The following is a 17,171-nucleotide window of genomic DNA, read 5'->3' on the forward strand; positions in this document are numbered from 1 at the left end:
TAAAAAGCGTTGTTGCCGAAAACGAGCGCGCCCGTAAATTTGGGTTTACCCTTACCGAGTTGGAACGCGCCAAGCAATCGGCATTGGTAGGTATTCAAAATGCTTTTTACGAGAAAAACAAAACCAATTCTGCAAATTATGTAAGGGAATACCAGCTTAACTTCTTAAACGGTGAAGCCATCCCCGGTATTGATTTTGAATACAACTTTTACATAAGTAATATTAGCAAGGTAACCCTTGCTGAAATGAACAAACTTGCCGGGCAATTTATCAGCGACCAAAACCGCGTAATAATTGTTGAAGGCCCTGAAAAGGATAAAGATAAACTACCCGACGAAAAAACTATTTTAAACTGGATAGGCACTGCAGGCAATAATATTAGCGCTTATGTTGATAACGTTACCAGCAAACCTTTAATGGATAAAGAGCCGGAAGGTTCTAAAGTGGTATCTGAAACACAAGACGAAGCAATTGGTATTACAACATTAACCCTTGGCAATGGTGTAAAGGTCATACTAAAACCTACCCAATTTAAAAACGACCAGATCCTGATCAATGGTTATAGTTTTGGTGGTAGCTCGCTGGCAAATGATAATGATTACACTTCCGCCAGTTTTGGTGCCTCTATTGTGGGCAGCAGCGGTATTTCTGAGTTTAACCAGGGGCAGCTTGATAAGATGCTGGCCGGTAAAAACGTAAGTGTTAGCCCTTACATAAGTGATATTACACAGGGTATAAGAGGAAACGCCTCTCCCCGCGATTTTGAAACCGCCCTGCAATTAATATACCTGTATTTTACAAAACCGCGTAAAGATGCAGATATATGGCAAGGCACTATAAACCAAACAAAAGCCTTATTAGCTAACAGGGGCCTTGACCCGGGTAGCGTGTACCAGGATACACTTTCGGCGGTGTTAAGCAATAACAACTTCCGTGGTGGCGCTACTACTGTTGAAAGATTAACTGGCGCGACTTTAGATAAGGCCTATAATTTTTATAAAGACAGGTTTGCCGATGCAAGCGGGTTTACCTTTATTGTTGTTGGCGCATTTAACCCCGTATTGATAAAACCATTACTGGAAACTTATCTGGGTGCTTTACCATCTACCAATAAAAAGGAAACTTATAAAAACTTAAATATGCACCCGGCCCCGGGCCAAATCACTAAAACTGTTTATAAGGGTATGGATGATAAAGCCACTGTGCAAATGATATACAGCGGCGATTACGTTTTTAACGAAGCTAATAACATGCAAATGGATGCTTTGGAAGAAGTACTGAACATTAAGCTTGTTGAGCGCCTTCGTGAACAGGAAAGCGGGATCTATTCGCCGGGTATTAGGGCAAGTTATTCTAAAAACCCCGAAGGCAGGTACACCGTTACCATCGCTTTTACTTGTGCTGCCGCAAATGTTGATAAGCTGATAGCCGCGACGCTTGATGAAATAAACAAGATAAAACAAACTGGTGCACAGCCTGCCGATATCCAAAAATTTGTTGCGGAAGAAGCACGTTCAACGCAGGTACAGTTAAAGCAAAATGTTTCATGGTCGGGCTATCTTGCCGGGGCATCACAAAACGGACAAGACCCGGATGAGATATTAAGCCACGTTAAAAACCTGGACCAGGTAACTGTGCAAAGCACAAAAGAAACGGCTATTAAATATCTGAACAATAATAACCTGGCAAAAGTAATTCTGATGCCAGAGAAGAAATAGACTTCAATATTAAAAGGAATAGAAAGCCCCCAAAGAAATTGGGAGCTTTTTTTATTTTATCGGTTTCAGGTTAGGGAAAAAGGCAAGATAAGTACCCGTTGCTTCTCTGCCGGTTTCGTGTATAACAATCCCGGTAATTATATCTTTATCATCCACCTCAAAGCCTATCCCGCCTTTTACATCGTCATAAAGACTGCGCTTGCCGCCTTTATCTTCAAATGTCGCTATCTTTTTCAATTTATAAACCGACTCTGCGATCTTGAAAGGCATGCCCGCATAGATCTTGTTACTTACTTTAAACCATGGCGAAGTAACCCGTATTTGTTTAACCCGGCTTGTTTCATCGTTACCCATATCCCGCGAAAAATACATTTGGGTTATATAACCTGTTGTATCGTGGTTAGCATACCAGATAGATACACTCTTACCCATAGCCGCGTCGCCGCCATCGGGTTTGCCCAGTTTTTTATGCACCACCTCCGAACCTTCATTAATGGCAGTTTGGCCAACGCTTATGCCGGGTACTATCAATTGTGCAAGCGGCACTGGTTTATCGCCGGGCATTTCAATTGCAGTCGTATCGGCAACTTTGGCATTATCTAAAACGGTGGTATCTGCATTCTCGGCAATGGTGTCTACAGATTTTGGAGCCTTATTTTGCTGGCATGATGAAATAGCAACAGCAAGTATCGGCACAATTAAATATCTTGGAACGTTCATGGTTGTAACAATTTGTTTAATTTACAGTTGATACGTATAACCAATAATAGTATATTTTGTTAGGATAATCAATGACATCGAGGGGCCAAAAGGTAATACAACAATGGTATAAACAAAAGCAATGGAAGCAGTTCCCGTTTCAAAAAGAAATGGAAGAAGCTTATCTGTCGGGCTTTTCGGGTTTGCTGAACGCGCCTACCGGCAGTGGTAAAACTTTCGCTTTGTTCCTGTCTTTCCTGGCCGATTTTATAAATAAACACCCCGATACTTATACCACACAAAAAAATAACGGCTTGCTCATGTTATGGATAACGCCGCTGCGTGCCTTAACTAATGATATCCGCAAGGCCATGCAGGAGGTTTGTGACGATATAGGTTTGCCCTGGCGCATAATGACCCGAACCGGGGACACTTCTGCCGCCGACAAAGCATCCCTGAAAAAGAAACTCCCCGAAGTGTTGCTTACCACCCCCGAAAGCCTGCACTTGATGCTGGCCCAAAAAGAATATGATAAAATATTTAAAGGCCTGCAGGTAATGGTTTGCGATGAATGGCACGAACTATTGGGCACCAAACGTGGTGTACAGGTAGAGCTGGGGTTGAGCCGCCTCAAGGCCCTTGCTGCAGTTAGCAGTGGGCAGTTAGCAGTTAGCAATGATGAAAATTTCGCAGCTGAAAGTTCGCGGTTGGCAGATAAAACGAAAACTATGCAAACTGCAAACCGCAAATTGCAAACTGAAGAAAAGCTGCAAACTGCAAACCGCCAACTGAAAATATGGGGTATCAGTGCAACCATTGGCAACCTGGAACAGGCCGCTGAGGTTTTACTGGGGAATGATTTTCCGCCGGAGCAGATCAAAATGGTGCGCGCCAATGTAAACAAGAAATTGGTGATACAATCTGTAATACCAGATAACATCGAAAATTATTCGTGGGCGGGGCACATTGGTGTACAACTGTTGCCGCAGGTAATGGAGATAGTAGCTAAAAGTAAAACCACGCTTATATTTACCAATACCCGGTCGCAAAGCGAGATCTGGTACCATGCTATTATCGATAATTACCCCGAGTATGCCGGTATAATGGCCATGCACCATGGCTCGTTGGATAACGAGATCCGTAACTGGGTAGAGCAAGCCCTGCATGCCGAAGCTTTAAAAGTTGTGGTATGTACTTCCAGTTTAGACCTGGGTGTTGATTTTAGGCCCGTAGACACCGTTGTACAAGTAGGCAGCCCCAAAGGGGTGGCCCGCTTTATGCAACGCGCAGGCAGGAGCGGGCACAGCCCCGGAGCCATATCAAAGGCATACTTTGTACCCACCCACTCGCTGGAGCTTTTGGAAGGTGCAGCACTAAAGCAAGCCATTAAACAAGGCGTGTTTGAAAGCCGTGACCCTATGCTGCTCACCATGGATGTGCTTATACAATTTATGGTGACGCTGGCTGTATCAGATGGATTTCGTGCGGATGAATTATTCAGGGAAGTAAAAACCACTTTTGCCTTTGCCGACCTTCGCCGCGATGAGTTTAACCAGCTGCTTGATTTTATAACCAACGGCGGTAAAACCCTTGCCCAGTACGATGAATTTTTAAAAGTAGAGGTAGAGAATGGCCTGTTTAAAGTGAATAGCAGGCGGGTCGCTATGCGCCATAGGCTGAGCATTGGCACCATTACAAGCGAGCTAAGCATCCGTGTAAAATGGTTAAGCGGCGGTAGCCTGGGTACTATTGAGGAAGGTTTTATATCCAAACTTAAACCGGGTAATACTTTTTGGTTCGCGGGCCGCAGTCTGGAATTTATTAAGGTGAAGGAAATGACAGCCTATGTCAAAAAATCGACCAAGACCAAAGGTTTGATACCCAGTTGGAATGGCGGGCGGATGCCTTTGTCATCGCAGCTATCAGCCGTATTCAGGGATAAACTGGACGAGGTGGCCAATGGCATTGAAACGGATATAGAGGTAAAAGCGCTTAAACCCTTATTCGATTTGCAGGCTAAATTATCGCATTTGCCACAAAGCCATGAGTTTTTAATAGAATCCTTTAAATCGCGCGAAGGGCACCACCTGTTGTTTTATCCTTTCGAGGGCAGATTGGTGCACGAGGGGATGGCGAGTTTACTGGCCTACCGTATCTCTAAAATAAAGCCTGCCAGCTTTTCTATCGCCATGAATGATTATGGTTTTGAGTTATTGACCGACGAAGATATCCCCATTGAACAGGCATTAGAGGATGCCGACTTCTTTTCTATCAATAACCTGATAGAGGACATCCAGCACAGCCTCAACGCTAATGAAATGGCGCGGCGCAAGTTTAGAGATATAGCCCATATTGGCGGACTGGTATTTACCGGCTATCCAGGTCAGCAGGTGAAGAATAAGCATTTGCAGGCATCTACATCACTCTTGTTCGAGGTGTTTAACGAGTATGAGCCGGATAACCTTTTGGTTCGGCAAGCTTATAATGAAGCATTGGCTTTCCAGTTAGAGGAGTTTAGGTTACGGGCAGCCCTGCAGCGCATCCAAACGCAAAATATCATTCTAAAAGCCATTGAACGCCCAACACCTTTTGCTTTCCCGATACTGGTTGATAGCCTGGGCCGCGAGCGGCTGACCACCGAAACTATGGAAGAGCGCATTGCAAAAATGGCCCGTAGATATGGTGCCGATGAGGTTGCAGAACCAGCTAAACCCCGCAACAGGAAGACCGGAATCGTTAGAAAAAAGGGATTTTGACCCTTGTTCATTTTGTTTTATTGAGAGGTTTGCAAACGCCAGTTTTCGTCCTCATAGCGCCTTTTTTCGCCAGCATAGAGTCTTTCGCCAGCATGTCATTTCGAACGAGGTACGAGGAGAAATGACATGGTTGTTATGGATGGCGGTGATAGATGCTACGCTATCGCTACCCATGACAATTGTTAGTAAATGGCGTGAGAAGTGTTCACGTTCACGGCCGTGAACACCATCGTGAACGAATAAATAACTGATAATGATCGATTTAAAAATAAGCTACTGACGAAATAACGTCACCATTAAATCCAAACCTGGCACAGGCAAACATGTACTATAATACAGTCGGTCAAGCTGCACGCCCCTGCAAAGATCTGTCATCCCGTCGTCGCAGGGTCTCTTGAAAAGGACCCTGCGTTGCATTAGCGTGGCATCCTTCCGAAAACAAAAAAGGACGGCTATTGGCATCCCTCCGCAGGGTCCTCTATCGAGAGACCCTGCGGGGACGTAAAGTAAAGCTTTGAAACAAAAAAAGGACGGCTAATAGCCGTCCTTTTAAATATTTAAAAAACTTAAAGCTTAAGCAAGCTTGCGTTTTACTTCTACGTTTTCGTATGCTTCTACAATATCGCCAACTTCAATGTTGTTGTAGTTTTGGATGTTCAAACCGCACTCGTAACCGGTTGCAACTTCTTTCACATCATCTTTAAAGCGTTTTAATGAAGCCAGTTCACCTGTGTGAACTACCACACCATCGCGGATGATACGGATCTTGCTGTTACGGGTAATTTTACCGTCTAACACCATACAACCTGCAATTGTACCCACCTTGCTGATCTTGAAGGTTTCACGTATCTCAACGTTAGCCACGATCTTCTCTTCAAAGGTTGGTGCAAGCATACCTTCCATCGCCGCTTTTATCTCGTTGATAGCATCGTAGATGATAGAGTAAAGCCTGATATCGATCTGCTCTGCCTCGGCCAGTTTACGCGCACTTCCGGAAGGACGTACCTGGAAACCGATAATGATCGCATCTGATGCAGAAGCCAGCAATACGTCTGATTCTGAGATTTGACCAACTGCTTTTGATATGATGTTAACCTGTATCTGCTCGGTAGAAAGTTTCAGTAACGAATCTGATAACGCTTCGATAGAACCATCCACGTCACCCTTAACAATAATGTTAAGTTCCTTAAAGTTACCAACTGCCAAACGGCGGCCAATTTCATCAAGTGTAATGTGTTTCTGTGTACGTAAGCCTTGTTCGCGTTGTAACTGTAAACGTTTGTTTGCAATTTCACGTGCTTCGGTCTCGCTGTCTAATACGTTAAACTTATCGCCGGCTGTAGGTGCTCCCTGCATACCCAACACCTGTACCGGTGTTGATGGCCCTGCAGATTCAACCCTTTGGCCACGTTCGTTTGTTAACGCCTTAACACGCCCGCTATAGCAACCTGCTAATATCGGGTCGCCCACTTTTAAGCGGCCTGCCTGTACCAATATGGTAGTAACAATACCACGGCCTTTATCTAAGGCTGCTTCTATTACTGTACCTACGGCACGTTTGTTAGGGTTAGCTTTTAGCTCAAGCAATTCTGCTTCAAGCAATACCTTCTCTAACAACAGGTCGATATTTAAACCGGTTTTAGCCGATATTTCTTGTGTTTGGTATTTACCACCCCACTCTTCAACCAAAATGTTCATGGCAGATAATTGCTCACGTACCTTATCGGCGTTAGCACCCGGCCTGTCAATTTTGTTGAAAGCGAAGATGATTGGTGCACCTGCAGCCTGCGCGTGGTTTATGGCCTCGCGGGTTTGCGGCATCACGCTATCATCAGCGGCAATTACTATAATAACAATATCTGTTACCTGTGCACCCCTTGCACGCATGGCGGTAAACGCCTCGTGGCCCGGTGTATCCAGGAATGTAATTTTTCCTTTATCATCCGGCAAAGTAACTTCGTAAGCGCCAATGTGCTGGGTTATCCCCCCGGCCTCGCCGCCAATTACGTTTGTTTTGCGGATAAAATCCAGTAATGATGTTTTACCGTGGTCAACGTGGCCCATAATGGTCACAATTGGCGCACGTGGGATCAAGTCTTCCGGATCGTCTTGCTGATCAAGTATGAACTCTTCGTCCTGTGGTTTTACAAACTCAACCTGGTAGCCAAACTCATCAGCAACAATGCTTAGGGTTTCGGCATCCAAACGCTGGTTAATGGAAACAAACATACCCAAACTCATACAAGTCGAGATAATTTGTGTTACAGATACGTCCATCATCAAGGCTAATTCGTTTGCCGTAACAAACTCAGTAACCTTAATTACTTTAGACATTGCATCCTGCTCCATTGCCAGTTCATCGGCATTGGCTGCTACATCATCACGCTTTTGACGGCGGAATTTAGCACGCTGTGCAAATTTACCCGACTTACCTGCTCCGCTTAAACGTGCAAGTGTAGCCTTGATCTGGTCTTGTATATCTTTTTCTGTTGGCTCTTCTTTAGGGCCGCCACCTGTTGGTGCATTTCTGCCTCCTCTAAAATCGGGACGGTTACCACCACCTGCCGGAGGGCCTGCTGGTCTGTTCCTGAAATCGGGACGGTTTGGATTGATGGTGCCGCTTGGTGGTGCTTGCTGACTGGTGTTATTACCACCTTGCCCGCCGCCACCGCCGCCTTGCTGATCTTTACGCTTACGTTTGCGTTTTTGATCGGCAGCGTTACCTGCAGCATTTGATGATGACGCAACCGGGCCACCGCCACGTTTTGGCGCATTAACCGGTAAAGTTATCTTTCCAATAATTTTAGGGCCGCTTAAGCGCTCTGCACTTGCACGGATAACATCATCAGCTTCAGCTTCGGCTGGTGCCGCGGGTTCAACAGTTTCGGCTACCGGCGCTTTTGGCGCTTCAACAACAGGAGCAGGTTTCTCTGCTACCGGTTCTGGTGCTTTTGGTGCTTCTGCAACCGGCTCTGGCGCTTTTGGCGCTTCCACAACTGGCGCAGGTTTTTCTGCAACCGGCTCTGGTGCTTTTGGCGTTTCCACAACGGGCGCAGGTTTCTCTGCTACCGGTTCTGGTGCTTTTGGCGCTTCCACAACTGGTTCTGGTGCTTTCGGGGTTTCTGCTACAACCGGCTCCGGTGCTTTAGGAGTTTCTGCAACGGGTGCAGGTTTCTCTTCTACCGGTGGTTTTGCATTAAGGTTATTAAGGTCTATTTTACCAACTACCTTTACACCCGGTAATGCTTCGTTGCGCTCTTCGGTTTTGGCCTGTACAGGTTCAACCGGTTTTGGCTTCTCAGCCGGCGCCGAAGTAAAATGGCCGGTGTTTTTAATCAGTATCTCCTCGTTCTCAAAATCTCTTGAACGGCGTTGCTCAACAGGTTTTTCTGGTGCCTGTCCGGGCTCCTCTTTCCTGATCTTGCCTATACTAATTTGCTTGGCCTCCTCCTTAATAATTTTATCAACAGCAAATTCCTTCAACAATGTGGTGTACATATCGTTATCCAGCTTAGCCATTGGTTGCTTTTCAACCTTGTAGCCTTTGGAAGCTAAGAAATCGACAATGGTACCCATACCAATGTTCAGTTCTTTTACTGCTTTTATTAATTTTATGGATTTGTCTTCTGACATTTATTAAATTTTCTCTGCTAATTATCGCAAAAATACGATTTTAATTCTTGTTTCTACGTTTATTCAAATTCTGCCTGCAGAATTGATAAAACATCTTTTATTGTTTCTTCTTCCAGATCGGTACGCTTAACCAATTCGCCAACGGATAATGCCAATACAGATTTCGCTGTATCAAGGCCTATACGTTTAAATTCGTCAAGTATCCAGCTATCAATCTCATCTGAGAATTCTTCGATGTCCACATCCTCGTCATGCTCATCAGCCTCACGGTAAACATCAATTTCATACCCGGTTAATTTACCTGCCAGTTTAATGTTATGGCCACCACGACCGATAGCTAAAGATACCTGGTCTGGTTTTAAGTAAACCGCCGCTGTTTTTTTCTCATCATCTAACTTAATAGAAGTGATTTTTGCAGGCGATAATGCACGCTGTATATATAACTGAATATTATTTGTAAAGTTTATAACATCAATGTTTTCGTTCTTCAACTCGCGAACGATACCATGGATACGTGAACCTTTCATACCTACGCAGGCACCAACCGGATCGATACGGTCATCATAAGATTCTACCGCTACTTTAGCTCTTTCGCCTGGTTCACGCACAATTTTCTTAATGGTGATCAGTCCGTCGAAAATTTCGGGAACTTCCATCTCAAATAAACGCTGTAAAAACTCGGGCGCTGTACGCGATATAATAATTTTAGGGTTGCTGTTCAGCATATCAACCTTGCTGATTATCGCTCTAACGCTATCACCTTTTTTAAAGTAATCGGCCGGGATCTGCTCTGTTTTTGGTAATAAAAGCTCGTTGCCTTCATCATCCAACACCAAAGTTTCTTTTTTCCAAACCTGGTAAACCTCGCCGGTAACAATTTCGCCAACGCGATCTTTATATTTTTTGAAGATCTCGTCTTTCTCCAGTTCTAAAATTTTAGATACCAGTGTTTGGCGGGCAGCTAAAATAGCCCTGCGGCCAAAGCTCTCTAAAGTGATCTGCTCAATTTGCTCATCGCCGATCTCCAGATCAGGGTCAATTGTTTTAGCTTCAGCTAATTCAACCTCCAGGTCATCATCCTCACTAAAGCCATCCTCAACAACAACACGTGTGCGCCAAATTTCTAAGTCACCATTATCTGTGTTAACAATCACATCACAATTCTCATCGGTACCGTACTTTTTCCTGATCATGCTTCTGAAAACGTCTACCAGAACGCTCATCATGGTTGGGCGGTCAATGTTTTTGAAATCTTTAAATTCCTGAAAAGAATCAATTAAATTAATATTGCTCATCTTCTACTTGAATGATATTAAAACTTTTGTTTCTGTTATTTTATCTGTCGGGATAGTGCTTTCAACAGTTACAGCCTTTTTCCCTTTTTCTTTTATTGCTTCTTCAATTAGTATAAAGTCGTCGCCCGCCTCTTTTAACACGCCTTCGCGTTTTGTACCGTCGTCCATTTTAATAGCTAACGTACGGCCTATGTTTTTAGCGTATTGCCTTTTTAATGTTAGCGGCGTATCAATGCCGGGCGATGAAACCTCCAGGTTGTATGGGGTATCAATAACGTTCTCTTCTTCCAGATGAAAGCCTACATGCCTGCTTATGGCAACACAATCAGCAATCCCTATCCCGTTATCTCCATCAACCAGTACTATCAGCTTGCCGTTCGAATGCATTTTAACATCCACCAAAAACAAGTTTGGCATATCGGCAATTTTCTCCTCTACCAGTTCAGTTGTTCTTTTTTCAATATTCATTATCGTATGTTTTTTCCGGTATCCCGATAGATAAATGGGGCGGATGATAATTTGATTGATAAAATAAAAGAGGGGACAAATGCCCCCTCTTTTTTAATTCAGATGCAAATGTAACAAGTTTTTTTGATTTTTCAAAGCTTATTGCTTAAAAATCAAATCAATAAAATGCACTTTCCCCGGTTGGGAGCGGCCTTTTATATAATCGATAAGCATTGAGCCTTCTCCCAGGCGGTAATTGCGTACAAAGTAAGTTTGGCCTTTTACAAAGGGGGTATCGGGCGTAAAAACCACTACACTGTCTTTTAACTGATAACGGCCCGGTTGCACAGGCTGGTAATTCTTCAGATCCGTATCGGCAGGCATGCGGTAAACCGGCACCAGGTTTTGCCATACATTTTTAGTAGTATCGCGGCCAATATCCTGCATCACAGCATAATCCAAGCCTTTAAACTGTACCGACTGCCCATTGTTTACAAGTGAGATCTGCACAGCGGAAGGGTGCTTAGCCGGCTTGCAGGCAAGGGCAAGCAGGATAGGGAGTATGTAGGATAGTTTTTTCATGGTTAAATAATTGTCCTAAATGCTCAGGTGAGGACACCTGAGCAGGGGAGATAAAATTTACACCCCCCAGTGCAGGTGTCCTCACCTGCACTTGCTAAGCTATTTCTTTAATGTCGTTTCAAACAGTTTGAATATGCGTTTATATTCATCCGTCCAGCTGCTGGGTTGTACAAAGCCGTGGTCTTCTACCGGGTATGGGGCAAGCTCCCAATTCTCTTTGTGCAGCTCTATCAGTTTCTGGCTCAGCCTTACTATATCCTGGAAATTCACATTCTGATCTACCATACCATGCAGCATTAACAGGTGGCCTTTTAAGCCATCGGCAAAATAAATGGGCGAGCTTTGGCGGTAGGCTATCTCATCGTTAAATGGTTCGTTGAGGATGTTGGAGGTATAGCCGTGATTGTAATGCGCCCAGTCGGTAACCGAGCGGATGGCTGCGCCTGATGCAAAAACATCGGGCTGGGTAAACAGGGCCATCAAGGTCATAAACCCGCCGTACGAGCCGCCGTATAAGCCCACATGTTTTGGGTTAACGCCATACTTTTCTACCAATAATTTCACCCCATCTACCTGATCGGTAAGGTCGGCACCTCCCATGTGGCGGTAAATGCCGGTGCGAATGTCGCGGCCGTAACCCGAGCTTGCGGTATAGTCGATATCCAGAACGGTAAAGCCGTTATCAACCAGCATGTTGTTGAACATATATTCGCGGAAATAGCTGCTCCACCAGTAATGCACGTTTTGCAGATAGCCCGCGCCGTGCACAAATACTACGGCAGGCTTCGCCGGATCGGGATTTTTGGGCTGATAAAGGCGCGCGTAAATATCTTTACCGTTACGGTTCTTAAAGCTGATCACTTCCGGCTCTTTCCACGGGTACGATTTAAATTCTTCGGTAGTAGAATTAGTTACTTGCGTTGCTTTTGCCCCCGGCTTGTTGGCTTGCACATACAGTTCCCATGGTTTGTTTGAGTAGGAATAGCGGATAGCCAGCCACTTTTCATCAGGCGAAAGATCTATCTCGTTACCGCCTTTCATAGAGGTAATTTTTACAGGAGCACCACCTGTTACCGGGATCCGGTAAAAATGTGTGATACCCGGATGCTCAATGTTGGCGGTAAAATAAAAGGTTTTTTTATTGTTTGATAAACGCAGGGTTTGCACTTCCCATTTACCCGAGGTAAGCTGTTTCTTTTCGCCGGTTATTACATCGGCCAAATATAAATGTGAGTATCCGCTGGCTTCGCTCTGGAAATAGAAGTGCGTATTATCCGCCCAGCCCAAACTGCCATTGGCAAAGAACCCTCCGGTACCGGGGCCGCCTATCCATGCATCGTCGTGCTGGCGGTCGAGCAGGGTGAGCTTGCCTGTCGCGGCGTCCAGCTTCATCAGCCAGCGGTCTTTATTATCCTGTGCATCTATGTTTACAATGGCGTATTTACTATCCGGGCTCCAGAATGGGCCGCTGATATCAACCTTGCGGTCGGCATTTAGCTTTTTTAATACCTCTAATTCTTTGGGGTAATCTTTAAAATACGCAGGAATATCTTTTATGCCTGGCAGGTCTTTGGTGATGATACTGTAAACCGAATCGCGCCGTGTGTCAAAAATAAAACTCTCGGATGTAGATTGCGGACTACCCACCTTGGTACGGTTTGGGATATCTTCGGTATAGCCGGATGAGGTCACATAATCGGGCACGATGGCACTTTTCGCACCCTCGGCAGGCTGGATCAGGCGATAGGTTACATACCTTCCGTCGGGGCTTAACTGCACGTTGCTTAGTCGCTTATCGCCAAAGGCTATCTCTTTTAGTTTAGCAACCTTAAACTGGCTGCGCTCGGCAGAGTCCAGTTTGCGGTCCTTTTCGTTCACTTTGATAATATCGAACAGTTCTAATTGCTGTTTTTTTAGCCAGCGAGCCTGCTCATTATCTTTTGCTGGTTTCTTTTCTGTACTTGCTGTTTTAACAAAGTTGGTCAACTGAGTAAGCTCGCCTTTATTCAGCTTTAGGGCATAAAGGTTGTTATCATTGGTGAAAATAATACTGCCTTCATCCCCGCTAAAAGTTGGGTTGCTTTCGCGATTGGTGGTATTGGTTAACTGCTTGGTTTTGCCCGAAGCTACTTCCAGCAGGTAGATATCGCCGTTTTTTTCAAAGGTTTTTAGCGTGCGTTTTTTGTTCCACTTACCGTTATCGGGTACCAGATCCCGGCGCTGGGTTAAAGTAGTTTTTTGTGGTTTTATATTGTTTGGGCTGATGTAAAACAGTTCATCGCGCTCAGTTTTGTCGGGGTTCCAGTTGAAGTAGATCTTTTTGCTGTCGTCGCTCCAGCGGATATTGTCCGGTGATACGCCCATCCATTTGGGGTCGCGCATTATTTTTTCAACAGTAAGTACTTCCAATTTTTGTGCCGATGCGGCAAATCCGAAGCAAAGGAATAGTAAGGTAAAGCGTGTCTTCATAACAAATTGCTGTTAAGCGCTGCAATTTAACAGTTTAGGTAATATTACTATTTTTAACGTTTGGATTGTTACAATATGGAAATAAAAGGGAGCCAATTTACCCTGCGCACGTGGCGGGCTGCCGACGCGCCGTCCCTGCAAAAACATGCTAATAACCCCAAGGTAGTCGCTTGCCTGCTCGACAGGTTCCCAACGCCCTATACCTTAGCCGACGCGGAGTTTTTTATCAACCTGAACCTTCATCAAGACCCGGTTACCAATTTTGCTATCGAAATAAACGGCGAGGTTGCCGGTGTTATCGGGTTGGATTTCAGGGACGATGTTTACAGCAAATCGCCGCTGATTGGCTACTGGTTAAGTGAACAATACTGGGGCCGCGGCATTATCCCCGAAGCAGTTAAACTGGTAACCGATTATGGTTTTAAAAAATTGGATATCATTTGCATAATGGCTTTTGTTTTTAGCACAAATCCAAAATCAATGCGTGTGCTGGAGAAGGCGGGCTATGTTCAACAAGCGGTGTTAAAGCAGTCGGTTATTAAAAATGGGGTGGTGCTTGATGAGCATGTTTATGTGGCGTATAGGAATAACGTATAAGGCGCGAAGTATCGCGCCTCTACAAATATTAATATATCTTCCTGTAAATCTCCTTTACCATACCACCCGGGTCAAGTGACAGGTTAACCGCCGATGATACCGCGATGCCGTAAATGCCTGTTTGCATTAACAAATCTACATCTTTTAACTGTACACCACCAACTGCTATTACCGGGATATCAATCGGCTGCCTTTCTAACTGGCGGTAGCCGTCGTATCCTAACAGCGGTTTGTCGTTGGGTTTGGTGTCGGTGTGGGCGAAGGGGCCATAACTGCAATAATCTACTACGCCGGTGTTTTGTATCCGCAACAACGCTTCTACGTTTGTGGCTGATGCGCCCAACGTTTTTTCGTCGGTTATCGCTTCGCGGATAGCGGCAAAATCAGCATCAAGATCTTCGATATGTACGCCTTGTGCATCTACTTTATCCAACAAATGGTAATGATTGGTTAGGATAAGTGTTGCTCCCCAATCATCGCAGATGGATGCTATCTGGTTTATCTCTGTTATCAGTTCTTCATCGCCTTTGGTCATGCAGCGATACTGGATCCAGTTGGCGCCGGCTTCGCAGGCTGTTTGGGCCTGCTCAATATGGGTGCGATTGGGGAGGTCTTGTGTGAGATAGTGGAATTTGGATACGTATTTCTTCATAGATATTAATTTTAACCACAGAGGGCACAGCGTGAAAACACAAGGTCACAAAGGGCGAGTCATGGTGGCTTGTAGAAACATCAGGGGTTATGCATATGTACAAGTCTTCGACAAGCTCAGACTGACAATTATCTAAAAACCGTCGGCTAAAGCCGACGGCAATGATTTATTAATTCTAATTACAAGCATAGCGAAGTTGACTCACCCCGACATCGCTACGCTTGTCGACCCTCTCTTCGCTGCGCGGAAAGAGGGTTAAGGTTAAGCCGCTTTAGCCTAATCTCAAACCTCCAACCACCAATCTCTTACTTCAGCACCTCGCCTATTGCTGTACCTATGTTCCCGTTTGGCGCTTGTATGTGCAATAATTGGGCTACTGTTGGGGCAATATCTGTCATGTGGGTTTCGCGGGTTAGGCTGCCATGTTTAATGCCCCAACCCATAAATACCAATGGGATATGCGCATCGTAAGGGTTCCAGGTGCCGTGGGTAGTGCCTGTTTGGCCGCCGCTAAACCATCCCGGTTTCAGTACGATCTGGACAGTACCGCTACGTTCGGCGTTATAGCCGTTTTGAATACGCGTGCGAAGTTCGTCTGGTATAGTAGCAGTTTGTACATGCTGCATATCAACCGCGTAAGCAATTTGGGGTTCCTGTTGTAAAAACTGGATGCAATCCAATTTTAAAGCATCTGCATTCAGGTTCTCCTTTTTAATAACTGCATTATTAAAGTTTACCTGGTAGTTCTCCAGGTTTAATACTACGCCTTTTACTTTATATTTATCTTCCAGCAATTTATTCAGGCGCATTTGCACATCGCCGCTTTTCCAAACACCTGCCGGGATATTATGATCTATCAAAAAATTAGGATTGTGCGCGGCACCATGGTCAGCACTCAAAAAAACACTATAGTTGCCTTTACCAAGCTTACCATCTAAATAAGTAAAGAAAGCTGCCAGGTCTTTATCCAAACGCAGGTAGGTATCTTCAACTTCAACCGAGTTTGGACCAAACTGGTGCCCAACATAATCTGTTGAAGAAAGGCTCACTGCCAGGAAGTCGGTCACTGAACCGGCACCCAGTTTTTCATTTTCTACTGCAGCTTTTGCCAGGTCAAGCGTCATGCTGTTGCCGTATGGTGTAGAACGGATCATACCCGCTTTACCTTTATATAGTTCAGATGTTTTTATAGGGAATGTTGGTGCATCAGCCCCGCTGAATTTACCTTCATACTTAGGGCTGTTATCCGGCGCGCTTTGTACGTAGGTATTTATCGGGTAAAGTGTGTTCCAATCTTGTTTCAGATATTTTTCGGCTGGTTTACCGTCATTAAAAGTTTTAACCCATACAGGCAGGTTGGTCATGTAATAGCTGCTGCTTATCCATGCGCCATTGGCATCATCAAACCAATAAGCTGCATTGGCTGTATGGCCCGCGGGTAAAATACCCCCGCGATCTTTTAATGCTATGCCGATTACTTTCGAGCGGAAATTTGTTGCTAACCTTAGTTCATCAGTTACTGTACTCACCAGCAAATTACGTGGCGACATTTTGCCCGCCTTTGAATCGCTGCCTACAGCTGTAACCGTGCTATCATCAGTACAATACATGGTTTTACCGGTTGCCTGTATAGTAAAATCATTCCCGGCAATGCCGTGTATAGCCGGTACCGAACCCGTATAAATAGTAGAGTGCCCTATGGCTGTAACCGTTGGGATATAAGGTATCAGTGTGTTTTCGCAGGTAAAGCCCTCGTTAAGCATTCGTTTAAAACCACCACTTTGGTAACGGTCGTAATAGCGATACAGGTAATCCCAGCGCATTTGGTCAACCACTAAACCTACAACCAGTTTAGGGCGTGGTAAGGTGGTTGTGCCGGCGGTTGCTGTCTTTTGGGCTTGCGCCGATAAGCTAAATACAGCGGTTGCAATGATCAACGTAAGCAGTACTTTTATCTTCATAGGATTAGATGTTAAAAGGCAAATATCACAATTGCAATATATAAACAATGTGATATTTGTGTTACTTTTAATTATTAAGCAAGGTAAAACTAATCCATAAAAGTAAGCAAAGCATGCTGGCTGGCCGTGTGCAGATCCCTCCAAACCCGGTTGATCTCGGCATCTGTCGATGCCGCCATTAAACCACAATATGGGTACAATTCATCCACACATTCGCGTGCTATTTTGGCTAATACCCTGCTGGTGCGGCTAACCGCATTTAATAATTCTTCTTTCCCGGGTTCATTCCATGAGGCTTCAACCGCTTCAAAAAAACTTGCACGGGCCTGGTTTAATAATGCCGTTGCCGATTGCAGTGCTTC

11 protein-coding genes and 1 pseudogene are annotated in these 17,171 nt (G+C 44.8%); 3 read left to right on the plus strand and 9 right to left on the minus strand.

Going from position 1 to position 17,171, the window contains the following annotated elements:
* The coding region (locus tag JWQ85_RS13385; RefSeq protein ID WP_299468752.1) for an insulinase family protein at positions 1 to 1,718 on the plus strand (1,718 nt) is incomplete at its 5' end.
* A gap of 51 nt (positions 1,719 to 1,769) precedes the next feature.
* Here JWQ85_RS13385 and JWQ85_RS13390 read toward each other — a convergent pair.
* The gene (locus JWQ85_RS13390) at positions 1,770 to 2,438 is read right to left on the minus strand and encodes a hypothetical protein (RefSeq protein WP_299468754.1); all 669 of its coding nucleotides are present in this window, start codon (positions 2,436 to 2,438) and stop codon (positions 1,770 to 1,772) included.
* A 71-nt stretch (positions 2,439 to 2,509) separates the two neighbouring features.
* Between JWQ85_RS13390 and JWQ85_RS13395 the strand changes: the two genes are divergently transcribed.
* Positions 2,510 to 5,173 carry a ligase-associated DNA damage response DEXH box helicase gene (locus JWQ85_RS13395; RefSeq protein ID WP_299468756.1) on the plus strand — a complete coding sequence of 888 codons (2,664 nt, stop codon included), beginning with the start codon at positions 2,510 to 2,512 and terminating at the stop codon, positions 5,171 to 5,173.
* A gap of 573 nt (positions 5,174 to 5,746) precedes the next feature.
* Here JWQ85_RS13395 and infB read toward each other — a convergent pair.
* The 5 genes from infB to JWQ85_RS13420 form a co-directional block, all read right to left on the minus strand.
* Complete coding sequence (gene infB, locus JWQ85_RS13400; protein WP_299468758.1) at positions 5,747 to 8,806, minus strand: translation initiation factor IF-2; 3,060 nt, start codon at positions 8,804 to 8,806, stop codon at positions 5,747 to 5,749.
* Positions 8,807 to 8,865: 59 nt separating this feature from the next.
* Positions 8,866 to 10,101 (minus strand): transcription termination factor NusA, encoded by a 1,236-nt coding sequence (gene nusA, locus JWQ85_RS13405; protein WP_299468760.1) that lies wholly within the window; start codon positions 10,099 to 10,101, stop codon positions 8,866 to 8,868.
* Between the two features lie 3 nt (positions 10,102 to 10,104).
* Entirely contained in the window at positions 10,105 to 10,569 is a 465-nt protein-coding gene (gene rimP, locus JWQ85_RS13410; RefSeq protein WP_299468762.1) for a ribosome assembly cofactor RimP, read from the minus strand.
* 138 nt (positions 10,570 to 10,707) lie between these two features.
* Complete coding sequence (locus JWQ85_RS13415) at positions 10,708 to 11,130, minus strand: hypothetical protein (RefSeq protein WP_299468764.1); 423 nt, start codon at positions 11,128 to 11,130, stop codon at positions 10,708 to 10,710.
* Between the two features lie 99 nt (positions 11,131 to 11,229).
* Positions 11,230 to 13,599: a prolyl oligopeptidase family serine peptidase gene (locus tag JWQ85_RS13420; RefSeq protein ID WP_299468766.1), complete on the minus strand. Its 2,370-nt coding sequence runs from the start codon at positions 13,597 to 13,599 to the stop codon at positions 11,230 to 11,232.
* A 75-nt stretch (positions 13,600 to 13,674) separates the two neighbouring features.
* Between JWQ85_RS13420 and JWQ85_RS13425 the strand changes: the two genes are divergently transcribed.
* A complete protein-coding gene (locus JWQ85_RS13425) occupies positions 13,675 to 14,196 on the plus strand; it encodes a GNAT family protein (RefSeq protein ID WP_299468768.1) in 522 nt (173 codons plus the stop codon).
* A 28-nt stretch (positions 14,197 to 14,224) separates the two neighbouring features.
* On the opposite strand, the gene JWQ85_RS13430 is transcribed toward JWQ85_RS13425, so the two are convergent.
* The 3 genes and pseudogenes from JWQ85_RS13430 to JWQ85_RS13440 all read right to left on the minus strand — a co-directional run.
* Positions 14,225 to 14,848 carry a thiamine phosphate synthase gene (locus JWQ85_RS13430; RefSeq protein WP_299468770.1) on the minus strand — a complete coding sequence of 208 codons (624 nt, stop codon included), beginning with the start codon at positions 14,846 to 14,848 and terminating at the stop codon, positions 14,225 to 14,227.
* 305 nt (positions 14,849 to 15,153) lie between these two features.
* The gene (gene pafA, locus JWQ85_RS13435; protein ID WP_299468772.1) at positions 15,154 to 16,809 is read right to left on the minus strand and encodes an alkaline phosphatase PafA; all 1,656 of its coding nucleotides are present in this window, start codon (positions 16,807 to 16,809) and stop codon (positions 15,154 to 15,156) included.
* Between the two features lie 89 nt (positions 16,810 to 16,898).
* Positions 16,899 to 17,171, minus strand: a pseudogene (locus JWQ85_RS13440) (acyl-CoA dehydrogenase); the annotation flags it as partial.

The sequence above is a fragment of the Mucilaginibacter sp. genome, assembly GCF_028288105.1.
Taxonomy (GTDB): Bacteria; Bacteroidota; Bacteroidia; order Sphingobacteriales; family Sphingobacteriaceae; genus Mucilaginibacter.